Source organism: Alteromonas sp. K632G, assembly GCF_017653625.1.
GTDB classification, from domain to species: domain Bacteria; phylum Pseudomonadota; class Gammaproteobacteria; order Enterobacterales; family Alteromonadaceae; genus Alteromonas; species Alteromonas naphthalenivorans.
On the sequence record NZ_JAGGDM010000012.1, the window covers coordinates 61,531 to 85,472 of the forward strand.

At 43.8% G+C, this 23,942-nt stretch carries 20 protein-coding genes; 14 read left to right on the top strand and 6 right to left on the bottom strand.

Annotated elements, in window-relative coordinates:
* Nucleotides 1-12: 12 nt before the first annotated feature.
* A complete protein-coding gene (gene arcB, locus J5X92_RS12805) occupies nt 13-2,370 on the bottom strand; it encodes an aerobic respiration two-component sensor histidine kinase ArcB (RefSeq protein ID WP_208805895.1) in 2,358 nt (785 codons plus the stop codon).
* A 651-nt stretch (nt 2,371-3,021) separates the two neighbouring features.
* On the opposite strand from arcB, the gene gltB reads away from it, so the two are divergent.
* The 12 genes from gltB to J5X92_RS12865 all read left to right on the top strand — a co-directional run bounded on the left by gltB (nt 3,022) and on the right by J5X92_RS12865 (nt 15,581).
* Complete coding sequence (gltB, locus tag J5X92_RS12810) at nt 3,022-7,488, top strand: glutamate synthase large subunit (protein ID WP_208805896.1); 4,467 nt, start codon at nt 3,022-3,024, stop codon at nt 7,486-7,488.
* Nucleotides 7,489-7,502: 14 nt separating this feature from the next.
* On the top strand, nt 7,503-8,918 hold the full coding sequence (locus J5X92_RS12815; RefSeq protein WP_208805897.1) for an FAD-dependent oxidoreductase: 1,416 nt from the start codon (nt 7,503-7,505) through the stop codon (nt 8,916-8,918).
* Between the two features lie 261 nt (nt 8,919-9,179).
* Nucleotides 9,180-9,647 carry a hypothetical protein gene (locus tag J5X92_RS12820; RefSeq protein WP_013782832.1) on the top strand — a complete coding sequence of 156 codons (468 nt, stop codon included), beginning with the start codon at nt 9,180-9,182 and terminating at the stop codon, nt 9,645-9,647.
* Nucleotides 9,647-9,871, top strand: coding sequence for a helix-turn-helix transcriptional regulator (locus J5X92_RS12825; protein WP_013782831.1), 225 nt, complete (start codon nt 9,647-9,649; stop codon nt 9,869-9,871). The genes J5X92_RS12820 and J5X92_RS12825 overlap by 1 nt, the downstream gene beginning before the upstream one ends.
* A 145-nt stretch (nt 9,872-10,016) precedes the next feature.
* On the top strand, nt 10,017-10,412 hold the full coding sequence (locus J5X92_RS12830) for a hypothetical protein (RefSeq protein WP_013782830.1): 396 nt from the start codon (nt 10,017-10,019) through the stop codon (nt 10,410-10,412).
* Between the two features lie 143 nt (nt 10,413-10,555).
* Nucleotides 10,556-11,143 (top strand): DUF2726 domain-containing protein, encoded by a 588-nt coding sequence (locus J5X92_RS12835; protein ID WP_013782829.1) that lies wholly within the window; start codon nt 10,556-10,558, stop codon nt 11,141-11,143.
* 191 nt (nt 11,144-11,334) lie between these two features.
* Nucleotides 11,335-12,033: a 5'-methylthioadenosine/adenosylhomocysteine nucleosidase gene (locus tag J5X92_RS12840; protein WP_126873134.1), complete on the top strand. Its 699-nt coding sequence runs from the start codon at nt 11,335-11,337 to the stop codon at nt 12,031-12,033.
* 6 nt (nt 12,034-12,039) lie between these two features.
* Nucleotides 12,040-13,008, top strand: a complete 969-nt coding sequence (locus J5X92_RS12845; RefSeq protein ID WP_126873126.1) for a cobalamin biosynthesis protein — start codon at nt 12,040-12,042, stop codon at nt 13,006-13,008.
* A gap of 1 nt (nt 13,009) precedes the next feature.
* A complete protein-coding gene (locus tag J5X92_RS12850) occupies nt 13,010-13,969 on the top strand; it encodes a helical backbone metal receptor (RefSeq protein ID WP_126873125.1) in 960 nt (319 codons plus the stop codon).
* 47 nt (nt 13,970-14,016) lie between these two features.
* Nucleotides 14,017-14,421: a rhodanese-like domain-containing protein gene (locus J5X92_RS12855; RefSeq protein ID WP_126873124.1), complete on the top strand. Its 405-nt coding sequence runs from the start codon at nt 14,017-14,019 to the stop codon at nt 14,419-14,421.
* Nucleotides 14,422-14,617: 196 nt separating this feature from the next.
* Nucleotides 14,618-15,022 carry a DUF2721 domain-containing protein gene (locus J5X92_RS12860; RefSeq protein ID WP_126873123.1) on the top strand — a complete coding sequence of 135 codons (405 nt, stop codon included), beginning with the start codon at nt 14,618-14,620 and terminating at the stop codon, nt 15,020-15,022.
* Nucleotides 15,000-15,581 (top strand): GNAT family N-acetyltransferase, encoded by a 582-nt coding sequence (locus J5X92_RS12865; RefSeq protein ID WP_126873122.1) that lies wholly within the window; start codon nt 15,000-15,002, stop codon nt 15,579-15,581. Before J5X92_RS12860 ends, J5X92_RS12865 begins: the two co-directional genes overlap by 23 nt.
* Before the next feature lie 194 nt (nt 15,582-15,775).
* Here the strand turns inward: J5X92_RS12865 and tyrS are convergent, their stop codons facing one another.
* Entirely contained in the window at nt 15,776-16,975 is a 1,200-nt protein-coding gene (gene tyrS / locus J5X92_RS12870; RefSeq protein ID WP_126873121.1) for a tyrosine--tRNA ligase, read from the bottom strand.
* 84 nt (nt 16,976-17,059) lie between these two features.
* The gene (locus tag J5X92_RS12875; protein ID WP_185864178.1) at nt 17,060-17,233 is read right to left on the bottom strand and encodes a hypothetical protein; all 174 of its coding nucleotides are present in this window, start codon (nt 17,231-17,233) and stop codon (nt 17,060-17,062) included.
* A gap of 206 nt (nt 17,234-17,439) precedes the next feature.
* Between J5X92_RS12875 and J5X92_RS12880 the strand changes: the two genes are divergently transcribed.
* Together J5X92_RS12880 and J5X92_RS12885 are read left to right on the top strand one after the other, a co-directional pair.
* Nucleotides 17,440-18,765: a peptidoglycan DD-metalloendopeptidase family protein gene (locus J5X92_RS12880; RefSeq protein WP_126873120.1), complete on the top strand. Its 1,326-nt coding sequence runs from the start codon at nt 17,440-17,442 to the stop codon at nt 18,763-18,765.
* Nucleotides 18,766-18,772: 7 nt separating this feature from the next.
* Complete coding sequence (locus J5X92_RS12885; RefSeq protein WP_126873119.1) at nt 18,773-19,927, top strand: anhydro-N-acetylmuramic acid kinase; 1,155 nt, start codon at nt 18,773-18,775, stop codon at nt 19,925-19,927.
* A gap of 33 nt (nt 19,928-19,960) precedes the next feature.
* Here the strand turns inward: J5X92_RS12885 and J5X92_RS12890 are convergent, their stop codons facing one another.
* The 3 genes from J5X92_RS12890 to fucP all read right to left on the bottom strand — a co-directional run bounded on the left by J5X92_RS12890 (nt 19,961) and on the right by fucP (nt 23,649).
* Entirely contained in the window at nt 19,961-20,419 is a 459-nt protein-coding gene (locus J5X92_RS12890; protein ID WP_208805898.1) for a hypothetical protein, read from the bottom strand.
* A complete protein-coding gene (locus J5X92_RS12895) occupies nt 20,416-22,035 on the bottom strand; it encodes an extracellular solute-binding protein (protein ID WP_208805899.1) in 1,620 nt (539 codons plus the stop codon). The genes J5X92_RS12890 and J5X92_RS12895 overlap by 4 nt, the downstream gene beginning before the upstream one ends.
* A 282-nt stretch (nt 22,036-22,317) precedes the next feature.
* Nucleotides 22,318-23,649, bottom strand: a complete 1,332-nt coding sequence (gene fucP / locus J5X92_RS12900; RefSeq protein ID WP_126873117.1) for an L-fucose:H+ symporter permease — start codon at nt 23,647-23,649, stop codon at nt 22,318-22,320.
* Between the last annotated feature and the right edge of the window lie 293 nt (nt 23,650-23,942).

Sequence of the window (23,942 nt, forward strand, 5' to 3'; positions counted from 1 at the left end):
TTAATAAACGATTTAATCGTCTACCCGCTGCTGATTGAGCCACTCTTGTAAGGCTTTCATATCGTGCTGTACCGCCATTTGCAACTCTTCAACCCAATCGTGAACGTTTTGCCACCACGTAGGGTGGTCGCCTTGTTGAATTTGATTTGCAATACGCTGAACACGAGCAAGCCCTACAGAGCCTGCTGCACCTTTAATTTTATGCGCTTGCGAGCAAACTTCAGATTTCTCATCAGCGCTTAGGCTCAACTGCAAAATTTCCATGTATTCAGGCATTTTCTCCTGGAACACTTTCACACTTGCTCGCACCATATCATCGCCTATTGTATCCACTAACATCTGGAGCAAGTCCATATCTAAAATGTTACTTAATATTTTGCTTGGCTCTGGTGGGCGTTCTACCTGACCTTCAACTTCTAACGGCGCAGGTGGCGCATGGAATAATTCGTTGAACACCTCAATCACGCGAGATTTCTTAATGGGCTTGGCAATAATATCGTCCATGCCATTTTGCAAATATTCTTCCCGCTTTTTAATCACGTTCGCAGTAAGTGCCACAATAGGCGTTTGCATTACTAAGTCTTCTTCATGCAGCGTACTGGCCACGTCGAAGCCCGTCATATCTGGCAACTGAATATCTAACAGTATTAAGTCGTATTGGTTCGCGCGGGCTTTATCAATCGCTTCTTGCCCCGTCATGGCCACATCCACCTTTTGCCCCATTTTTTCAAGCAAGGCTTTGGCAACCATCACATTAAGTTCAATATCTTCTACCAGTAGAATGTTCAAGTCAGTAACCTGAAGCTGCGCCACTTGCATAGGCTTTTTCGATATTTCTACCGGAAGCTCTATTTCAAAGCGCGTGCCTTTACCTACCACACTGGTAACCTTGATATTACCCTTCATTAAATCGACCATTTGCTTACAAATAGCCAAACCAATACCGGTGCCTGTTGCAGACTGGTGATCGGGGTGATCAACCTGATAGTACATAGCGAAGATTTTTTCTATCTCTTCTTCAGGTATGCCTACCCCAGTATCTTCAATAACAAAAGTCACGAACGCGACGTCATTTTCTGGTTTAGTGGCTTCAATGGATAAGCTCACATGGCCTTTTTGGGTAAACTTCACTGCGTTAAACAGGATATTCCACAAAATTTGGCGCAGGCGCGTGCCATCGACTTCAACTAATCTCGGAAGAGGCTCTTTAATCGTAGTCTTAAGCTCTAGCTGTTTATCACCCGCTAATAGTCGAATAATACTGCTTAGCTCTTCGGTGAAGTCGCGAAGCGATACAGTCTTTAAACTAAGCTCAACTTTATCTCTATCCAGCTTATCCAAATCGATAATATCGTTAAAGATATTGCCAAGCGTGATAGCACTGGCATAAATAGTACTTACCCAGCTAAATTGCTCTTCGTTTAATTCGGTATCGCGCAGCATTCTACTTAAGCCAACAATACCGTTTAACGGCGTACGTAGTTCGTGGCTAATCGTAGCGATAAAGCGCGTTTTGTCGGTACTGGCTTTCGCTGCTGCATTTTCTGCTTGTTTACGTTCAGTCATGTCTCGACCAAATGATAGCAAGCCTAAACGGTTACCTTCTTTATCGAAGAATGGAACTCGCTTCATTTCGAAGTAGCGACGGCGGCCATCGGCAAAGCGTAGCCATAACTCTTCGGTAATACTGGCGTTAGTTTCTAGTACTTCGTGATCACTGGCGACGATTTGTCGCGCCAAGTCTTCTTCATAAACATCGGTAGGGGTTAAACCAAGCAGTTCCTGCTCTGTTTTACCCGTCATGAGTTCTGCTATACGGTTACAGCCCGCAAAGCGCCCTTCTTCATTACGGTAGTAAATAAGATCTGGCGAGGCATCGATAATCGAGCGCAGCAAGGTAGATAAGCGGCGGGCTTGCGCTTCTTGTTCAGATTTATCCTGAATTTCACGCTCTAAGTCTTTAAATAAGGCTTCACGCTCTTCTTGCGCTAATTTACGCTGCTCAATTTCGTGATTTAATTGGCGGATATTTGTTTGCAGCTCACGGTTAAGAAAAACATCTTCTTCTCGCAAGCGCTCTAGTTGGCTTACCACTTCTTTAAGATTGGTACGTGAATTTTCTAACTGCTTTATAAGTTCGCTAAAAAAGTACAGTACCCAAGGTGCCGAAAGCATGGTGAGTATAACCGCGCTGATAAAGTCATCAGGCTGTACTGCACTGCCCATGCTTACGCGAATTACGTAAGAGCCGCCAAGCGTAAATACCAGCGAAAATACAACGAACAGAATACTTAACTTAAGCGTACCGAAGCGCTGTACAAACTGCGCAAAACGAATAGCCCAAGAATCGTTTGGTGAATCTGAATGCATGAACGACTTATTTTTAGGATTATATTCAGCATATCCTATCAGGCTTTATGCATTACGGAAATGCTGACAGACACCGTATCTACTGAACAATAGAATGTTGTTTATAGGAATTGATTCACCATGGTGTAATTTTTGTACAACTGCAAATGATTCTGGTAGGCTGGATATAAAGAATGAACAACTACATAAAAATACAGAAAACATGCCTTTGACTAGATATTAAATCCTTCAATGTGAATTTTTATTCACTTTTAGCGATTCCAAGTCACTTACTTGAATTTCATTGCCTACCAATAGAACGATATATCGGGTTATAACATTTTTGTTACAAAGATGAATTTAAAAGTTTAACATCATGAAAGTATTGATAATTTTAAACTATATGCTAAATCTTTGCTATACCCTTAATTTTAGCGTTTGATTTTACATATCAATATAGGTATTTTGTACGCCCCGCAAAGCAATAATGCATAAAAATGCGGAACACGACTGGAATCCTCTAATAATAAATAACGACAAGAAAAGGCGCATAGAGCGGTAATAGTGCCAGCTCGACAAAAGACGTCTGAACAATGTTGTGATACGCAATACCTAGGCGCATCTACACGCAACGCACACCTTGCCCCAGTCAAAGGTTGAAGGAGTTAAGAGATGAGTTTATACAACCCCAACGATTCCCGGGATAACTGTGGATTTGGCTTAATCGCCCATACCCACGGAGAAGCTAGCCATACGCTAGTAGAAACTGCTATTCACGGTTTAGACCGTATGCAGCATCGAGGCGGTATTGCCGCTGACGGGAAAACCGGAGACGGCTGTGGTTTATTACTACAGAAACCGGATGCGTTCTTCCATACTATCGCCGCAGAAAATGGCTGGAAACTCAGCAAAAAATACGGCGTTGGCATGATCTTTCTAAGCCAGGACCAGGCCCTTGCGCAAATTGCGCGTGAGGTGTTGAATGAAGAACTTGAAAAAGAAACCCTTAGTGTTGTTGGCTGGCGCGAAGTGCCTGTCGATCGCTCTGTATTGGGTGAACTTGCTCTTACCGGCGTGCCACAAATAGAACAAGTATTTGTGAATGCACCAGCAGGTTGGCGCAAGCGCGATCTTGAACGCCGCCTTTATATGGTGCGTCGACGCGCTGAAAAGCGTCTTGAAAGCGATCCAGATTTTTATGTTGCCTGCCTATCAGGTTTGGTCACTATTTATAAAGGCTTGGTAATGCCGAAAGACTTACCCGCCTTCTATTTAGATTTAGCCGACGAACGTCTGCAAAGTGCTATTTGTGTATTCCACCAGCGCTTTTCAACCAATACGCTTCCACGTTGGCCATTGGCTCAACCGTTCCGCTTCTTGGCCCATAATGGTGAAATTAATACCATTAAAGGTAACCGAGATTGGGCAATGGCACGTGCCTCTAAATTTGCTACGCCGCTTATCCCTGATTTGAAAGAAGCAGCCCCTTTTGTTAATACCGAAGGTTCTGATTCATCGTCACTTGATAACATGCTTGAGCTATTCTTAGCCGGTGGGATGGATTTGTTCCGTGCCATGCGTTTATTAGTGCCACCTGCTTATCAAAATAACAAAACCATGGATGACGACCTACGTGCATTTTACGAGTTTAACTCGATGCATATGGAACCATGGGATGGCCCTGCCGGTATCGTATTAACGAACGGCCGCCACGTGGCATGTAACCTAGACCGAAATGGTCTTCGCCCTGCCCGCTACGTTATCACCAAAAATGGCTTCATTACCCTTGCCTCAGAAGTGGGCATTTGGGATTACGAAGAAGCTGACGTTATTGAAAAAGGCCGCGTAGGCCCAGGTGAAATGCTAGCGGTTGATACCTACACAGGTAAAATCTGGCGTTCCACTGAAATTGATGAAGAATTAAAAGCGCGCCATCCTTATAAAGAGTGGCTCGATAAGCATATTCGTCATTTAACGCCTATTGAAGAGCTAGATGCTTCACTGATTGGAAAGCGCGTTTTTGATGACGACACCATTTCGGTATTCCATAAGCAGTTCAGCTATAGCTATGAAGAAATTCAGCAAGTTATTAAAGTACTTGCGAAAGACGGTCAAGAAGCCGTTGGCTCTATGGGTGATGATACGCCAATGGCGGTTATGTCTTCACGCCAGCGTACCGTTTACGATTACTTCCGTCAGCAGTTTGCACAGGTAACTAACCCGCCTATCGATCCATTACGTGAAAACCACGTAATGTCGCTAGCCACCTGTATTGGCCGCGAGCAAAACGTATTCAGCGAAACCTCAGGTTATGCAGACCGCGTATTGTTTAACTCGCCAATACTGATGTATACCGATTTAAAACAGCTACGTGAATTTAATCCTGATAACTACTATTCAGAAGTGGTTGAACTTCAGTATCAACCGCAAGAGGGCTTGAAGAAAGCCATCGAGCGTATTTGTAACGAAGTAGAACACTTAGTTAAACAAAAGCGTGCGGCGTTCGTGATTTTATCCGATCGCAATATCAGACAAAACCGCTTACCTATTCCAGCTGCTATGGCCGTTGGTGCAGTACAGCGCCGTTTAGTTGATAAATCACTACGATGCGACGCGAACGTAGTAATAGAAACCGCCAGTGCCCGTGACCCACATCACTTTGCCGTACTCATTGGTTTAGGTGCTACAGCGGTTTATCCGTTCTTAGCCTACGAAACCATTGAACAGCTTTGTGAGAAAGGCGAATTAGACATTTCACCTATGCAAGCCACGTTGAACTACCGTAAAGGTATCAACAAGGGCTTGTACAAGATAATGTCGAAAATGGGTATCAGTACCGTGGCGAGCTACCGTAGCTCGAAGCTATTCGAAGCTATCGGTATTAACGATGCGGTAATGGAATTGTGCTTCAGAGGCGTTACCTCGCGCTTACAGGGAGCCGATTTTGACGACTTCCAACAAGATACGGTTAATCTAAACCGCGTTGCTTGGTTAAAACGTAAGCCTGTTGATCACGGTGGTTTGCTTAAGTATGTACACGGCGGCGAATACCATGCGTATAACCCAGATGTAGTCAGCACTCTGCAAAAAGCAGTAATGTCCGGCGAATACAGCGATTACCAGCAGTATGCGAAACTGGTTAACGAGCGCTCTCCTGCGCACATTCGTGACCTGCTAGCGCTCGACCCACAAAGCGAGCCAGTGGATATAAGCGAAGTTGAAGACGCACAGAACTTATTCCCGCGTTTTGATACGGCAGCAATGTCTATAGGCGCGTTAAGTCCTGAAGCGCATGAAGCGTTAGCGATTGCCATGAACCGTTTAGGCGGGCAGTCGAATTCAGGTGAAGGTGGTGAACATCCATCACGCTTTGGTACTGAAAAGAACTCGAAAATTAAGCAGGTTGCTTCTGGTCGCTTTGGGGTAACACCGCATTACTTAGTAAATGCGAATGTTATTCAAATTAAAGTGGCACAGGGCGCGAAGCCTGGTGAAGGTGGTCAGTTACCTGGCGACAAAGTGAATAAGTACATTGCACAGTTACGTTTCTCAGTGCCTGGTGTAACCCTTATTTCGCCTCCACCGCACCACGATATATATTCAATTGAAGATTTAGCCCAGCTTATTTTCGATTTGAAACAGGTGAACCCAACTGCACTTATTTCAGTGAAGTTAGTGTCTGAACCTGGTGTAGGAACTATTGCTACCGGTGTAGCAAAAGCCTATGCAGATCTTATTACGGTATCAGGCTACGATGGCGGTACAGGCGCAAGCCCACTTACGTCGGTTAAATATGCTGGAAGCCCGTTCGAATTAGGTTTGTCTGAAACTCAACAAGCGCTCATTGAAAACGGCCTTCGCCATAAAGTACGCGTTCAAACTGACGGCGGCCTTAAAACAGGTTTAGACGTAGTGAAAGCGGGTATTTTAGGTGCTGAAAGCTTCGGTTTTGGTACTGGTCCCATGGTGGCGTTAGGGTGTAAATACTTACGTATTTGTCACTTGAACAACTGTGCAACCGGTGTAGCAACACAAGATCAAAAGCTTCGTGACGACCACTTCATTGGTTTGCCAGACATGGTTATGAACTACTTTAAGTTTATTGCCCAAGAAGTACGTGAAATTATGGCAGCCCTTGGCGTGACCAAGTTTGACGACCTTGTTGGCCGTACTGAGCTATTAAAAGTGATAGACGGTGTGACTGCGAAGCAAAACCGCCTTGATTTAACGCCATTGTTGGTAAGACCGAAAGCAGGTGAACATACCCGTTTATTCTGTTCACAAACCACCAATGAACCCGTTGATAAAGGTGTGCTAAACGCACAAATGCTTAAAGACGCGCAACAAGCGGTTGTTGACGGCGAGTCTCTTGAATTGAAATACCCTGTTCGCAACACCGACCGTTCGGTAGGTGCTTTGTTATCGGGTGAAATTGCTAAGCACCATGGCAACCACGACTTTGAAGATACGCCTATTAAAGTGAATCTTACCGGTACTGCTGGTCAAAGTTTTGGCGTATGGAATGCTGGCGGCTTGCACATGCATCTTGAAGGTGACGCAAACGATTACGTAGGTAAAGGAATGACTGGCGGTAAGCTTGTTATTCATCCACCAAGAAACATGACTTACAATGCGCATGAAAGTGCCATTATGGGTAATACCTGCTTATACGGTGCAACTGGCGGTAAATTATTTGCTGCAGGCCGTGCCGGTGAGCGTTTTGGTGTACGTAACTCAGGTGCTATTGCGGTAGTTGAAGGTATTGGTGACAACGGTTGTGAATACATGACTGGTGGTATCGTTGCTGTACTTGGCCCTGTAGGCGTGAACTTCGGTGCCGGTATGACAGGTGGTTTTGCGTACCTTATGGACGACAACGACGACCTAGATAACCGTGTAAACCAAGACCTTATTGAGATTATGCCTGTTGACGGTAAAGCGATTTTAGTAGAGCACTTACGTGGTCTTATTAATCAGCATTACGAAGAAACCGGCAGCGACCATTCGTTAGGCTTGCTAACCGATTTCGCGGCAACGCTGAAACGCTTTAAGCTTATTAAGCCGAAGACCAGTGATGTGAAAAACCTATTAGGTCACATCAGTCGTTCAAGCGCAGAATTGCGCATCCAGGCTCAGTAGGAGGAGAAAAGTTTATGGCAAAGAACGTATACCAGTTTGTCGATGTTGAACGTATCGATCCGCCGAAAAAGCCGATCATGGTGCGTAAACACGAGTTCGCTGAAATTTATCAGCCGTTAAGTCAGTCACAAACCGAAGGCCAAGCAGATCGCTGCTTGGACTGCGGTAACCCGTATTGTGAATGGAAGTGCCCGGTACACAACTACATTCCTCAATGGTTAGACCTTGCCAATGAAGGTCGTATTATTGAGGCGGCTGAGTTGTCGCACAAAACCAATAGTTTGCCAGAAGTATGTGGCCGCGTTTGTCCTCAAGACAGACTGTGCGAAGGTGCATGTACCCTAAATGACGACTTCGGCGCGGTAACCATTGGTAGTATTGAAAAATACATTACCGATACCGCGTTTAAAATGGGCTGGCGCCCAGATATGTCTGACGTAGTTTGGACAGATAAGAAAGTCGCTATTGTAGGTGCAGGCCCAGCAGGCCTAGCGTGTGCCGATATTCTTGTGCGTAACGGTGTTAAGCCCGTAGTATTCGACAAGTACGAAGAAATTGGTGGCTTGCTAACCTTCGGTATTCCATCGTTTAAGCTTGAAAAAGATGTAATTAAGCTTCGACGCGAAATCTTTACCGACATGGGTGTTGAGTTTGTACTTAACACTGAAATTGGTAAAGACATTGAAATGCAAAAACTGTTAGATGATTACGACGCCGTGTTCTTAGGCATGGGTACGTATAAATCGATGCAAGGCGGCTTTGAAAATGAACATGTACACGGTGTTCACGATGCTCTGCCCTTCCTTATCTCAAATACAAACCGCGTGATGGGTCTTGAAAAAGACGAAGCCGACTTTGTGGATATGAAAGGTAAGCGCGTAGTGGTACTTGGTGGTGGTGATACCACCATGGACTGTGTACGTACGTCTATTCGTCAAGAAGCCGACCGCGTTATTTGTGCTTATCGTCGTGACGAAGAAAGCATGCCTGGTTCTCGCCGAGAAGTAGTTAACGCAAAAGAAGAAGGGGTTGAATTTATGTTCAACATTCAACCTTTAGACATTGCTGTTGATAGCGAAGGAAATGCTTGCGGTGTTAAATTCGTAAAAACCGAGATGGGTCCACCAGATATTAACGGGCGTCGTCGCCCAGTTGAAATTGAAGGTTCTGAGCACGTAGTTGAAGCTGATGCAATTATTATCGCGTTTGGTTTCCAACCTAGTCCTGCCCCTTGGTTTGCTGAGTTCGGCATTATGCTAGATGAAAAAGGCCGCGTACGCGCTCCTGCTGCTGGTAAGTTTGCTTTCCAAACATCGCACCCTAAAATCTTTGCGGGCGGTGATATGGTACGTGGTAGTGACCTTGTGGTTACCGCTATCGACGAAGGCAGAAAAGCCGCTGACGGTATCATGGATTACATTGGCGTTTAATAACCACGTGTAAAACAGCACGTTAACCGTACCTCGTTGTATGTAATCTATTTAAAAGCTCGCTTAGGCGAGCTTTTTTGTGGCCAGTATATCTAAAGCTGTAAAGAAATCCGCTCAGGGAACCTTCTTCTACAACATACTTTGTAACAACCTTCCGCTAGCTTTCTACAAGCACCCATGTACAATATATTTAACATTGAGTTAAATTTAACGTACACAAAGTAAAATTTAACCACCATTACTAGGGCATGGAGAAAGATAATGATTTCGTTCAGAGAGAAAAGTTTGTGGGTGTCTTTTTTAGTATCTGCGGTGATCGCCTCTATTTATGGAGATAGCGTATATACACTTATGTTTTTGCAACCAAATACTAGCCTAGATGTCACCACCGCCCTCATCATGCGAATTACTATTGCCTTCATTATCTTAGAGGTAGCGTTACATGTTGCGTTAGCCATGAGCCAGCAAGAAGATGCCAATACCCCTGAAGATGAACGAGAGCGTTATCATCGACTTACCGCGAATAATGCGGGTTATTGGGTACTGTCAGTAGGTATTGTGAGCTGCGTGATACAACAAATGATCAACAGTAACATCGATTTTGACGCGCAAAATAGCTACACCAATTATGCTCTTGCGCCTATTGAGCTAAAGTTAGTCCTTATTTTTTGGTTATCGGAGGTAACCCGCTTTGGTACTGAGATTTACTATTGCCGGAAAGAAAGTTAATGGCTGAACATTATTCAATAACTAACAATATAAGAACCTTGCGCTTTCTTGTCGATGAAATGACGCAGCAGGAACTCGCGTCAAAAGTGGGTGTTACACGCCAAACCATTATGGCGATTGAGAAAGGAAAATACTCACCATCTCTTGAAGTGGCGTTCAAAATTGCCTTGGTATTTGATAAGCCATTTAATGAGGTGTTTCAGTATTCGAAAGTGAAGGAGTGATGGGATTGAGAACCCGGTTCTCAAATTATTTTCACCTTATACCCATCACGTTATGAACATACCTTGTGCAACTATTTACCTATTGCTCTTATATAGTTAGCCCATTATTATCGATACAAAGAGTGATTAATGGTTAACAAGAATAATGACAAGTGGTTTACGTAAAAGCATTAATATAGTTTTACTTAGCGGGCTAGCAATGGCGAGCCACGCGTTTGCCGATACGGTGTCCACCGACAGTTCATTAGATGAACCTGTTGTTCGGTCTTGCCCTGCCTCCTTTTTTGACGTCTCGCTAATGGCTAATGCTCGCCAGTGTCAGCAATTCGACGATAGCTTGCCTGCGAGTTTGGTCTATTTTACTAAGCACGCGCCTAAAGAGGTTATCGCCTTCTATCAAAATGCCTATCCGCAATTTGTCAGAAAACCTGCGGTCAACCAACGCACCATGCTTGCAGCAACAGATGATTCGGTTCGTATTGTGGTCTCCCCGGATAATGTGGGCACGCAAGTTGATGTACTCATCATTAGTAAGCCATAACCTTCCATAAATTTTATTTCCGACTAGTTACTCTCCTCGTTCAATGTGGCACTGCCTTTGCAATTTCAGTAAAGAACCACAGTGGTGTCAAAAAAAGCGTCATTTAAATGACGCGCATTACACGTTGATATGCGAGGAATATGATGGAACTGGCAATTATTTTAATGATGTTACTTATCGTGGTGGCATTAGGCGCCATAAAATTATCAGATGGTGGCGTAGCGTTTCCTTTTCGCCGAAAGCCACAGCTTTTCACTCCTGTAGAACACTCTTTTTTAAACCTTATTGAACAAGCAATGGGGCGAGAGTTTCGTATCATTTGCCGTGTACGCTTAAGCGACATAGTGTCAGTAAGGCAATCGGCCAACAAGAAAACGGCCAGCCAAGCTATTTCTAGAGCCTCTTCGCGCCAACTTGATTTTATCTTGGTCGACAAACAGGACATGAGCCCCATATTAGCTATCGACCTTGTGCATAACCAAGGGAAAGAGGGTTACAAAACTCAGCGTGATTGGTTTGTTTCTGGCGCATTAGATGCTGCCGGTGTTCCTCATGCGCGAATTAAGGTTAAGTCGGGTTATACTGTAGACGATATTCGTGAATGCCTTGAAAATAAGCTTATTCCTTATAGAAGAATTCAACAAAAAATGTCGCAGCTTCCTACGCACAACCCTGAGCCAACTAAGCGCCCGACTCGCCCAGTTAGGTCGAGCCGCGCGGCAGCTGCATAAAAAAGCCGGTTTCCCCCTAGCCTTTGTTGCACTCCATTATTGCTGTAATAGCAGGTGACAAAGGCTTTTTCCTGTCAGTTTTCCTCATTTCCTTATACAATTCATTACCATATCTGTAGCAAGTTTTGCTTCCCCCAACATTTGAACAAATCGGTATGTACATGAAAGAGACTGACATGAAAGAGACTGGCATAAAAAAAATTGGCATTCTAGGCGCAATGGATGAAGAAGTTGCGTTACTTAAAGCTTCACTTTCAAACCTTAAAGAAACCACATGGAAGCACTTAACCTTTTATGAAGGCACCCTTAATAACGTTGAGGTTGTGTTAGTAAAGTGTGGTATTGGAAAAGTTGCGGCGGCCCTTGCCACTACGGTACTTATCGAGCAATACGCACCAGATGTGGTAGTAAATACAGGTTCAGCAGGCGGGTTTGATAAGAACTTAAACATTGGCGACGTAGTGATTGCCACCCATGTTATCCACCACGATGTGGACTTAACCCATTTCGGCTACAAGCTTGGCCAATGTGCTGGCATGCCTGCAGACTACCGTTGTGACAATACGCTCATTGAAGCCGCAAAAACGGCGACGGGCGAGTTAGAAAACATCCAATCTACCAGCGGTCTTATCTGTACTGGCGATTCGTTTATCGGCACCGACGAAGCGGTAGAGGCGCTGCGTGAAAGTTTCCCAGATATGAAAGCAGTTGAAATGGAAGGTGCAGCTATAGCCCAAACCTGTCACATGCTCGACGTACCGTTTTTGGTAATTCGCTCGCTATCTGACATTGCGGGTAAGACATCAACTGTCAGTTTTAAAGAATATTTAGATACGGCGGCAAAACATTCAGCGCAACTTGTTATGGCTATGATCAAAGCGCTGGCGTAGCGGTAAATGGAAGCATTGCTGACCCAATCAGCATATCAGTCGGTGCTGGTATTATGGTTGGCAGTTGTTCTAGATGCCCTTTGGCGGTGGCCGCTTAGCAGCCACCCGCTTACCCTCATGCGTTATTTGGTTAGGCAGATGGGGTTTAAAGTTCTTCCCTCTTTAAATTACTCTCGTTCGCAGCATTATATCTCTGGTTCATTAGCGGCTATCGTATTATTAGCCCCCTTAATCGTTTGCCTTGCCATACTCATATACATGGCTCAATACCCTGCTTTTTTCGAAGCCGTGATCATGGTTGCCTTGCTCGACTTTGCCTATCAGCGCCATCAGTTCAGTAAGATATTAAAAACAGTAGGAAAAAATAAAAAAGTACTCACCAGAGAAACCGTAGACACCATAGTTGCCCGTGAATGCACCCAATTAACCGATGTAGGTATTGCGAAAGCAGCCATTGAATCGCTATGGCTTAAGTTTTTATATCTTTATTGCGGCGTTATTTTTTACTTTATGTTGGCAGGCCCGATTGGTGCGCTAACCTACCGTTTGTTATTACTCACCTCGTGGCAATGGCACTACCGAAACCCTAAAATGGTGCATTTTGCTAAACCTGTGCGAAAGCTTGTTTCGTTATTAGTGGTTCCCCCTGCGTTACTCGGTTGTGTTGCTGTGCTTCTTTTCACTCACCCCGTAAAAGGCATTCGAGCAGTAAGACGAAGTAAAGCACGAGATAAAACCTCCTTGTTACTTGCGCTGTTTGGTGGAATACAAAATATTCAATTAGGCGGCCCTGCAATTTATCATGGACGAAAATACCGCTACCCTCGCGTAGGCGGTGCCGAGCAAGTAAAGTATTCAGACATGATACGCAGTAAGCGCACTATAGTGGGTGCCATGGCTGTGGTCACCGCCATTGCGAGTGTTTGTTTGCTATTGATCGCAGTACAGACACAAACCCTGAGCGAGGTCTTCTAACGTGAAGAGTCTATTTCACAAATTGCGCAAACACGCTGCATTTATAATAAGTGTTTTACTACTTAAGATATTGAGTAAAGGTAGTACTGTAGAGCGTTCGCTAATAATCGTTACATTACTCACACTAGTACCTCTTTCCACTTCAGCTGAAGCGCAAAGTGGTGAGAAAATTAGTGAGGAAACTCAGCATGAATATGTTCAGGCTGTAGAAGCCAGAAAATCAGCCCCGCGGATTATCACGCTTGCACCTCATTTAACCGAGTGGGTTTATAGCCTTGGTTTAGAAGCACACTTAATTGGCGTTAGCGACTACAGTAACTTTCCTAAAGAAGCACAGCTTTTACCTAAAGTGGCCGACTATCAAGGAGCCGATTTATCCCAGATAATGGCGCTGCAACCTACCCTGATATTAGCGTGGGAAGGAGGCAACAAGCCGCAAGATTTACACCGTTTAGAAAGCTTAGGTTATAAGGTGTTTCGAGCCAAAATCACTGAAGTTGAGGACATCGCCAGTGAGTTGATGCGGTTAGCTAAAGTAACTAACACAGAAGAAAAAGCCAATGCGCTCACCAGTGAGTTTTTACATCATTTAGCAGCAATAAGAGCCGAGTACGCCACGCCTTCAAATAACAAGGTGTTTTATTACTCTTGGACATCGCCGCTAATGACCATAGGTGACAATGCGTGGCCGAACAAGCTACTTAACGTATGTGGTGCGCAAACCCTATTTGCCGACAGCCCAGTCGATTACCCGCAAGTTTCGGTACAAGAAGTATTATCTAGGCAGCCTTTTGCTTTGGTGGCCGCAAGCAATCAGCCAACGTCCGATCTTGAGCAATTTTGGCGTCCTCACCGTCGTTTTTTGTCAGCCCCCTTAATTGTGGTCAATCCAGACATTACCAGCAGGTTCTCACTGCGGTTAATTAATGAACTAAAAACACTGTGTAAGGGTATTAACTAGTACTGCCACAAGGTATAATATCGCCTTGTTATGTTTAAAGGTTATTCATGCGAATCGTTTTAGTCTTGTTTGTCGTCGTTGCTGCTGTCACGCTATTTGTGTCAATGCAATGCACAGCGAAAGCAACCTCTCAAGTGTCGGTTGCGGCTTCCCCGTACCTTATTGAGCGGGTGAAAAACAATGACTGGATGCTTATCGACGTGCGTTCTCCAAGCGACTTTGCTGATGGGCACATTCCAGGTGCCATCAACATGCCTCATGAAAATATTAACGATTATCTTACCGAGCTAGAAGGCCATAAAGACAAGCCTATTATTATTTATTGTCAATCTGGTACTCAGGCTAAACTTGCTATGAAGTTTCTAAAAGACTTAGACTTTTCAGAAGTTATGCATTTAGAAGGCGATATGCTGGGCTGGAATGCCTCCCAAATGCCAATCGACAGAATGTAGCTTTCCGTAGTTATAGCCTTAGCAGATAAAGCCTTTGAAAATATAGCGTCTGTAAATCTAGCTCTCTGCCACTGAATTCGCCACTAACTGCACGCTACGACCTAAACTCTGTCCTACACCGCTATTTACTATCAGACGACAACATCCCTACGTTTTTGATACACTGACACGCATTCACTATGGTGACAGACATTTAATGAAAATAGACCTCGCAACACCCGCTATGCTTTTTCCAGCAATCTCATTGCTGTTACTGGCCTATACAAACCGGTTTTTAACCCTTGCTACGCTTATTCGTAACTTTTCAAAAGAAGAGCGTGACGACAATACTCTAGCCCAAATCAAGAATTTGAGGCTTCGTATTCAGCTTATTAAGCGGATGCAAATTGCGGGAGTTGGCAGCTTCTTTTTGTGTGTTGTATCTATGCTGGCGATTTACCTTACCTACCAACAAGTGGGAAATTGGATATTCGCATTAAGCTTAGTGTCTCTTCTGTATTCACTTTGGATGTCGGTAAAAGAAATACTCATTTCTGTAGAAGCATTAGATTTTCACCTTGATGGTATGAAAGAGCAACATGACAGCACCAAATCTAAATAGCGTTACTTATCTACCTTTGGCGCCCGAACATTTTGATGATGTTATACGCTTAGGCAACCAAGTTCAGGGTGAAAATTACCTGATGCCCGACACATTAAAAGCCATGTACGACAAAAGCTGGCACAACAATATTAATGCTAGCTTAGTGAGTTATTGCGGTGATGACATTGTTGGCTTTCGAATTACCTACGCCCATTCGCAGTGGCAGTGTGATAAATGGTGCAGCCCTGAATTATGGCCGGTAGCACCCGAGAAAGTATGCTATTTCAAATGCAATACAGTATCGCCCGCCATGCAAGGAGCTGGCATTGGAAGTACCTTATTAGCCAAGTCGGTGAGCGCGGCCAAAGCGCAAGGCGCTGAAGCAGGACTTGCTCATATTTGGCTTTCAAGCCCGGGTAATAGTGCGTTTAAATACTTTACTAAAAACGGCGGCGAACTTATTAATAAGCACCCGAACAAGTGGCGCTATGAGTCTATACATGAAGGTTACGATTGCCCTGTGTGCCCTGAAACCTGCGAATGTGAAGGCGCAGAAATGATATTGCGGTTCTCTTAAAGCCGAAATAAGTACACAATTTAATGATTATTGGGTAGCACTGTTTTCACGCTTAAAAGCCGCAAATTAATTAGCGACTGACGAAACAGAAAGTAATACAGATAGCATTCCAAGCAAAAAATACAGACATTAAAAAGCCCCGATAAATCGGGGCTTTTTTGTATTTCTTTTAGCACCTAAGTGCTAATGCCAAACTAGGCTAACGTAATTCTCGCGAATTTACGTTTACCCACTTGATAAACATTTTCGCCAGCTTCGGTCAGTACAAGACGAGTGTCTTCTACTTTATCGCCGTTAATTTTCACAGCACCTTGCTTAATCATACGCATAGCATCAGACGTTGAGCCTACCAGCTTGGTTTCTTTTAATAAGTTGCCAATTGCGATGCCATCATCGCCCAGTGCAATTTCAAACTCTGGCATTTCATCAGGAATCGCATTTTTCTGGAAGCGCTGGATGAAATCTTGATGCGCACCTTCTGCTGCCGCATCGTCATGGAAACGGGCGATAATTTCTTTCGCCAGCAATATTTTAATATCACGCGGGTTTTCGCCGTTCTCAACACACTGCTTAAGTTCAGCAATTTCTTCAAGTGGGCGGAAGCTTAGCAGGTCGTAATAACGCCACATTAAATCATCTGAAATCGACATCACTTTACCAAACATATCGTTTGGTGCATCAGTAATACCGATATAGTTGTTTAATGACTTAGACATTTTTTGAACGCCATCTAGGCCTTCAAGTAACGGCACCATCACAATAGACTGTGGCTTAATACCTTGCTCTTTTTGAAGCTCGCGGCCCATTAGCAAGTTAAAGCGTTGATCGGTACCACCTAACTCAACATCAGATTTTAGCGCAACTGAATCCCACCCTTGTACTAACGGGTACAAAAATTCGTGTATCGCAATAGGCTGACCATTGTTGTAACGCTTTTTAAAGTCGTCACGCTCAAGCATACGTGCAACAGTTTGGCTGGCAGCTAATTTAATCATACCCGCAGCGCCTAATTGATCCATCCACTCTGAGTTAAAGCGAATTTGAGTCAGTTCAGGATCAAGAATTTTGAACACTTGTTCTTGATACGTTTGCGCGTTTTCTAATACCTGTTCTTTGTTTAAGGGCTTGCGTGTCACATTTTTCCCTGTAGGATCGCCAATCAGGCCAGTAAAATCCCCAATAAGAAAAACAACGGTATGGCCTAACTGCTGAAAGGTACGCAGTTTATTGATCAAAACAGTGTGACCAAGATGAAGATCAGGCGCAGTAGGATCAAAACCCGCTTTAATGGTTAGGGTTTTGCCGGATTTTAATTTCTCAATTAAATCCTCTTCGGGGAGTATTTCATCCGTTCCCCGTTTAATTTCAGCTAGCGCTGTTTGCCAGTCTTTCATCGGTTATTTCACACTCTTGATGTTGTAGAATCTATTTTGAGCGGCATTTTACGCGGACATTGGAACCATTAAAAGGTTTCTGCGTCAAAAAGCGGATGACTTGTCGTCACGTTCGTTATTGAACGCAATGGTTGAGGGCTTATTAACTGCTGCACTTTGCATATCAAGGTGCACGTCGAGGACATTGAGATCAGGAGGAAGGGGGCTTACGCAAACACGCGGTAAACCCATCCATGGGCGCTCCGCCATCGCATCCATGCGATGGAGGGTTTGCTACAGCCCCCTCCCTCCTGCTCATGCCCTCGATGTATCATCACTTGCAGTTAAAGTAGCTTTTCGCTATTTACTATAGCCATTGCGTTCAATAATTAACTTTTGCGCTAAAAAACAATGAGAAAAGTTGCATTTTTAAGCAACTTATGTGACAAGTACATTGCACATAAAATTCTCAAGTAGGTAGTATTATGAGAATCAAACTAGACGCCCTTAAGGCGCTAAACATATTTAAACAATTGCCTAAGCAACACCGAACAGGGTTAGCTATCGCTAGCATGTTTTTAGGTGGGCTTATTCTTTTGCCGTCAGACACGGTAGAAGCGAGTCGTCATCAAGACGCTTTGGTCCTTGATACCGGTATTCGTTACCCTCTTGATTTGAACATTATGCCGTCAACCGACGTGTTTTCAATTGAAGAAGAGTCGAACTGGCAAACCTATAAAGTACGCAGCGGCGATACCCTTGCAAAACTGTTTAAGCGTGCGGGTTTTACTTCTCGTGACGTTTACAATGTTACTCAAGCGGGTGATCTTGCTAAAACACTGGTTACCTTATTACCCGGTGATGAGCTTTCGTTTAAAATTAATAACGATGGCACATTTGGTGAGCTTAAATACAAGCTTTCTTCTACCGAAACCTTATTTATTCGCCCTGACTCCACCAGCGAAGATAATAGCTTAACGGCCGAACTTGAAAAGCGTGACGTGGATATTCGCTATAATTTTGCCCAAGGTGAAATTCATTCAAGCTTTTGGAATGCTGGGGCAACAGCAGGATTAACCAGCAACCAAATTATGAACCTTGCGGGCATATTTGGCTGGGATATCGATTTTGCGACAGAAATTCGTTCAGGCGATACCTTTAACGTGGTGTTTGAAGAACAATACATTGATGGTGAGTTCGTCGGCTATGGCGACATAGTTGCAGCAGAATTCACTAACCAAGGTGAAGAGTTTAGCGCTATTTTGCATGAAGATGGTACTTACTACACGCCTGAAGGCCGAAGCATGCGTAAGAGCTTTTTACGTGCGCCAATTAACTTTAGGTACGTGAGCTCTAACTTCTCAAAAGCACGTTTCCATCCCGTACAAAAACGCTGGAAAGCACATCGTGGCACAGATTACGTTGCGGCTGTTGGTACGCCAGTTATGGCGGCGGGTGATGGTAAGGTGATTAAGTCTGCGTACGATAAATACAATGGTCACCATGTATTTGTTCAACATGGTGAAAAATATACCACCAAGTATTTGCACTTCAAAAAACGTGCTGTGAAAGTAGGCGACACGGTTAAACAGGGTCAAACCATTGGTTACTTAGGTAGCACTGGCTTGGCATCAGGCCCGCATGTTCACTACGAATTCTTGGTAGACGGGGTACACCGCAACCCTCGTACTGTTTCGCTACCAAAAGCTCTGCCTATTGCCGCTGAAGAGCGCGAAGCATTTATGGAAATTGCCCATGTACGTCAACAGCAGCTTAACAACAACAAACGCATTATGCTTGCAATGAAATAGCCTACTTATGGCAAAGTATATTGGCCTTATGTCAGGAACTAGCATGGACGGCGTTGACGCCGTCCTTTGCGATATCACTGGCGATAACTGCCAAACTTTACATGCGGTCTCTATTTCCTACCCTGAGAACCTGCTTTCTTTACTTCATTCTCTTTGCAGCCCCTCTACTAACGAGCTAAATGCGATGGCAACCGCCGACAGGTTGGTGGCCGAAAGCTTTGCACGTGCCGTAAACGTGTTGCTATCAAAAACCCAGCTTTCACCAGACGATATCACCGCAATTGGCTCACATGGTCAAACGATAAGGCACTTTCCACAGGGAATTGAACTTTCACATGACGTTGAGCAAAAAGGTTTTACGTGTCAGATTGGCGACCCTAATACTCTTGCCGTGTTAACAGGTATTGATGTTATTGCTGACTTTAGGCGCAAAGATATTGCTCTTGGCGGCCAAGGTGCGCCTTTAGTTCCTGCTTACCATAATGCTATTTTCGCTCATGACACCAACCCCAGAGTGTTGGTTAACATTGGCGGTATTGCGAACATTTCAGTATTAGCAGCTAAACGAGATGCTATTGCCCCTCTTGGCTATGATACTGGCCCAGGCAATACCTTAATGGATGGATGGATTAAGCAGCATTTGAACCAACCCTATGATGACAAAGGGCAATGGGCTAGTACCGGTGTAGTAAGTAATGACCTATTAGCAAGACTGCGAGCAGATAGCTATTTTCATCAAACTGCACCCAAAAGTACCGGCAGAGAGTATTTCAATTTAGCATGGTTAACGTCTTACCTTGATGGGATCGCAAGTTCACAAGCCAGCACCCTCGCCCCTCAAGATGTGCAAGCGACGTTATTAGCGCTAACAGCAACGAGTATTGCTGATGAAATTAACAAGCAAAAAATGCCCAAGGGAGCACAAGTCCTTGTATGTGGGGGCGGTGCCTTTAATCCGGTGTTAATGCAACGTATAACCGGCTTACTGCCACGTTATCAAGTGAGTGACAGCCATAGTATCAATATTCAACCCCAACACGTTGAAGGAGCCGCATTCGCGTGGCTAGCTTTTGCACATCGAAATAATATACCAGGCAACGTACCTGCGGTTACCGGTGCTTCGCGAGAGGCGGTACTGGGAACATATTGCCCAGCAAGCTAAATACAACCCGCCAACTAAATTCAAGTAAGTATTTTAGTTTTGATAGTAACCAGCGCGTTTCATTACCGCTTCAGATTGGTGTTGCGCTGTTTTTAATGCTTCACGAATAGAGAGTTGCTGCTTCACTGCTAAATTTATCTGGACCCCCACTAGGTAACCGAGTGCCGTGAATTCAGGTATTGGAACAAACTGGCTTCCCGTCGTAGGGACATTAATATTATCTAACTCGGTTGCTAGTAATGCGTTGTATTCATAGCTGGCATAGGGAATAGCTTGTACATAGCTGTCACTGTAAGTTGAATGACGCGTGCCAGCCGGCGCTGCATAATAACCATACTTACTTTTGACCAAAGTTATAAACTCTTTAGACGTTAGCCAATAAGCAAGTTCCTGTGCTACTGCTTTGTTTTGAGATAAATGAGGTATAGCGAAATTCCAAGACCAAAACCATTGAGCCCCCTTTGTCGTTGTCCCTATTGGCGCATAAGTCACACCAACATTCTCTGAAACTTTAGAGTATGAAGGGTTTGGATATAACCACCTAATGATGATGCATCAACAAAGAATGCTAATTTTCCGTCAGCAAAGAGTTGCTGATTATCTTTCCAACCTAAATCGTATTCACCTGGCGGTCCGTTTTTTACTGCGATTGAGACATAGTCGTTGATTGCTCGCTCCCACGACTTAGAAGTCAGCAGTGGCTTCATATCCTCATCAAACCAGCTTCCACCGTATGTATTTACCATGGTGCCAATTAGCGCCATATTTTGCCCCCACCCTACTTTTGTGCGCAGGCCTACCCCATACAGCTGTGATTTGGGATCTTGGACTACCGTAGCTATGTCGCTTAGGTTTTTATATGTTATTTGCGTGGGCAAACTAATATTAGCGCGCTGTAATAGGTCTGTTCGGTAGAAGGTCAGGGTCGTTTCTCCTACAAACGGCAAACCATAGATCTCATCTTGGTATGTATTTGAATGCTTGGCGATGGGTATAATATCTGTCATATCATAGTTCGAGGGGTGCTCGGAAAAAGGTAACAACCAACCCTTTTTAGCCCAGATAGGCACTTCGAAATTACCCAGCATTGTTAAGTCAAACTGCGTTTCGTTAACTGCAAAGTCTCCTAGAAGGTGCTTTCTAAGTATGCTCTCTTCCATTACGCGCCATTGAATATCTAGCGCTGAAAAAGGCGAATCATTGTTATCCAAGTACCTAATAGCGGCTTCAATCCCATTTATATTAGGCGCACCAACTATCAACTTTTTGTCACTCGCAATATTATCCGGTTCGATAAAAATTCCATATCGCTCTAGTATCGAATCGATGGTTCCATCTGCTTCTAAGGAAGCCAAAGCTTGGTTGAAACGCGCCATAATTTGAGGCGCATCGGGCAGTTTTTTTGATATTCCTAAGAAATGGGGATTACTTTTTCTAAGCCCTTTTATGAACTTAAATTTCTGTGCTAAATGAGGCCGATGATTAGTTATTGTTTGTTTTGCGCTGTACTCATCAATGTAAATAAAGTCTACTCGCCCCCTATCTAACATATCTAACAATGTCGGTAATGATTTGGCTAAGAGTACATCGATATTTTCAGCCTCTTGAAGGCTTGACGGTAATTGGGCTCCACGTAGAACCCCAAGACGAGAAAGACCCAAGTTGGTAAATTGTGTCATCGAATCACCTAATTCGACGTTTAATAGATTCTTTATATTTCGGCTATTATGAATAAGATAGTTGATGCCCCCACCACGAATAGCATCGGAATATATCATTCCCTCAATATGTGCGGAGCTATCGCGAAGCGGAAAAACACCTTCAACTTGAGCGCCATCGGCCAGAAAAATAGCCCTAGCATGTGGAAAGAATTCAACTTTGGGTATGTAGCCCATTCTTTCAAAGGCAAGGTGAATGATTTCGTTTACGTACCCTTGTTTAGGGTCATGAGCGCTGCTGAACGGACTTGCTTCTGAGGTAGCTAGAGTAATCGTGTTTCGTTGCTCGGCACAAACGCTAAGTGAAAACGTATAACTCCCTAATAGAATCAAAAATATCGAAAAAAGGCCGATGATATTTGAGTTAATAGAGCCAGACCAATTATTCATAATCCCAATAGTAGTTGAAAACCATTAAGTTAGTATTGACATGAACGACCGAAATTACCAGTTAATCTAGTTTTCTGCGCAACTCGAATTTTATGTAATTGGCTTTTTGATATTGAGGCAGCAATTTTATCTACTAGTGTTTTCGTTCCGCCCAACGTTACCAGCAACTATTAGATCCTTGCTTATTGAAACAATCTACTTCGCTGTTCATCTCGCATAAAAATGCCAGCAAAGGCTGGCATTTTTAAAATCATGATGAGCATCACTACAGCAAAGTAAGTATTACTTCGCCATGTTTGCCTTCAAATTATTGGTCTTCAAATCGTCAATGGATACTTTCTGAGGATTTTTAACTGCTTTAATGTCAAACAGTCCATAGCCAGCCACAAACATAAAGCATACTGCAGGAACAATATAAGAAATAACGATACCTGCTGAGTCGATAATTGCAGCTTGGAAGAGTGGCATTATTGCACCACCTAAAATAGCCATTACCAAACCCGCCGCGCCAAGTTTAGTATCTTTCCCTAGCCCTTCTAACGCGATGCCGTAGATAGTAGGAAACATTAGCGATAAACATGCAGATATTGAAATTAGTGCCACCACACCGACTATATTTGGCGATTGTGTCATAACAATACACAAACCTACTGCTACCAGTGACATCATCATAAGCAGTCGTGCTGGGTAGAGATACTGCATTACCCACGTCATCACAAAACGTGAAATAAGAAACACTATCATGCTGTATTGAAGTACATCGCCGCCTTGTACCTCATTACCTCCAATCGCTTTCATGACGTATTGGATAGTAAAAGTCCACACACAGGTTTGCGCGCCCACATTGAAGAACTGAGCCATTACACCAAAGCGATAATGTTTGTTCGCCACTAGGCGCTTCAATGACGCTGCAATGTCGATATCGTCAGCTTTAGACTCAGTGGCTTCATCCACAGGGGTTTTAATCAAAGCTACAGCAACCCAAACCACAAGAAGTACACACGCCATAGCAACATAAGGGATCATCACCGCATCCAGTTCAGCACCTATAACAGATTTTAGCTCAGTCATAGACATAGCACTTCGCTCTTCAGCTGAAGCCTGATTCAAGTTAGGGAGTATAAGCGTAGCGGCTAAGAATACGCCAAAGTTTGTTCCTACAGGGTTGAATGCCTGTGCTAGGTTTAATCTTCTAGTGGCGCTTTGCTCGTTGCCCATCGCCATAACATAAGGATTAGCGGACGTTTCTAAAATAGACAACCCACCGGCCATCACAAACAAGGCCAACAGGAAAAAGCCATAAGTCATTGTCTGACTTGCTGGGTAAAATAGAAAGGCACCGGCTGCGGCACATCCTAGCCCTACTAGCACACCCGTTTTATAAGAGTATCGTTTATTAATAAAGGCTGCGGGTATCGCTAAACAGAAATAAGCACCGTAGTAAGCGAACTGAACTAAGGCCGATTGTAGTGACGACATAGTAAATATCTTACTAAAGACTTTCACTAGTGGATCTGTCATGTTGGCGGCAACACCCCATGCAGCAAAACACACCGTCAATAGAATAAACGGCAATAGCGTATCTCTGGAAACTATAGGCGTTTTAGTTTGCATCACCCCAACCTCATCTTGTAAACAATTTGTTGAACAATTTAAACAACAATAAATGTTCATGTCAATAAATCAACAAGACTTATTTAATAATAATTAAGGCTATAAAAGTCACAGGAAATTCACACCAATACAATAACTTCAACTATTCATACCATTCCAAATCTTATCAATTCTTTATATTAAACAAGGCTTAAACCACATTTACATATGAAAAAAGCACTACAAAAGTCTATAAAAATAGCATTTCCGTACCGAAAAAACATCACATTGCCTCACTTCAACTATTAACAACT

Bases quoted from the DNA above. Each gene is read 5' to 3' on its own strand.
- arcB (WP_208805895.1), bottom strand. From the start codon at position 2,370: ATGCATTCAGATTCACCAAACGATTCTTGGGCTATTCGTTTTGCGCAG.
- gltB (WP_208805896.1), top strand. From the start codon at position 3,022: ATGAGTTTATACAACCCCAACGATTCCCGGGATAACTGTGGATTTGGC.
- J5X92_RS12815 (WP_208805897.1), top strand. From the start codon at position 7,503: ATGGCAAAGAACGTATACCAGTTTGTCGATGTTGAACGTATCGATCCG.
- J5X92_RS12820 (WP_013782832.1), top strand. From the start codon at position 9,180: ATGATTTCGTTCAGAGAGAAAAGTTTGTGGGTGTCTTTTTTAGTATCT.
- J5X92_RS12825 (WP_013782831.1), top strand. From the start codon at position 9,647: ATGGCTGAACATTATTCAATAACTAACAATATAAGAACCTTGCGCTTT.
- J5X92_RS12830 (WP_013782830.1), top strand. From the start codon at position 10,017: ATGACAAGTGGTTTACGTAAAAGCATTAATATAGTTTTACTTAGCGGG.
- J5X92_RS12835 (WP_013782829.1), top strand. From the start codon at position 10,556: ATGGAACTGGCAATTATTTTAATGATGTTACTTATCGTGGTGGCATTA.
- J5X92_RS12845 (WP_126873126.1), top strand. From the start codon at position 12,040: ATGGAAGCATTGCTGACCCAATCAGCATATCAGTCGGTGCTGGTATTA.
- J5X92_RS12855 (WP_126873124.1), top strand. From the start codon at position 14,017: ATGCGAATCGTTTTAGTCTTGTTTGTCGTCGTTGCTGCTGTCACGCTA.
- J5X92_RS12860 (WP_126873123.1), top strand. From the start codon at position 14,618: ATGAAAATAGACCTCGCAACACCCGCTATGCTTTTTCCAGCAATCTCA.
- J5X92_RS12865 (WP_126873122.1), top strand. From the start codon at position 15,000: ATGACAGCACCAAATCTAAATAGCGTTACTTATCTACCTTTGGCGCCC.
- tyrS (WP_126873121.1), bottom strand. From the start codon at position 16,975: ATGAAAGACTGGCAAACAGCGCTAGCTGAAATTAAACGGGGAACGGAT.
- J5X92_RS12875 (WP_185864178.1), bottom strand. From the start codon at position 17,233: ATGGATGCGATGGCGGAGCGCCCATGGATGGGTTTACCGCGTGTTTGC.
- J5X92_RS12880 (WP_126873120.1), top strand. From the start codon at position 17,440: ATGAGAATCAAACTAGACGCCCTTAAGGCGCTAAACATATTTAAACAA.
- J5X92_RS12885 (WP_126873119.1), top strand. From the start codon at position 18,773: ATGGCAAAGTATATTGGCCTTATGTCAGGAACTAGCATGGACGGCGTT.
- J5X92_RS12895 (WP_208805899.1), bottom strand. From the start codon at position 22,035: ATGAATAATTGGTCTGGCTCTATTAACTCAAATATCATCGGCCTTTTT.
- fucP (WP_126873117.1), bottom strand. From the start codon at position 23,649: ATGCAAACTAAAACGCCTATAGTTTCCAGAGATACGCTATTGCCGTTT.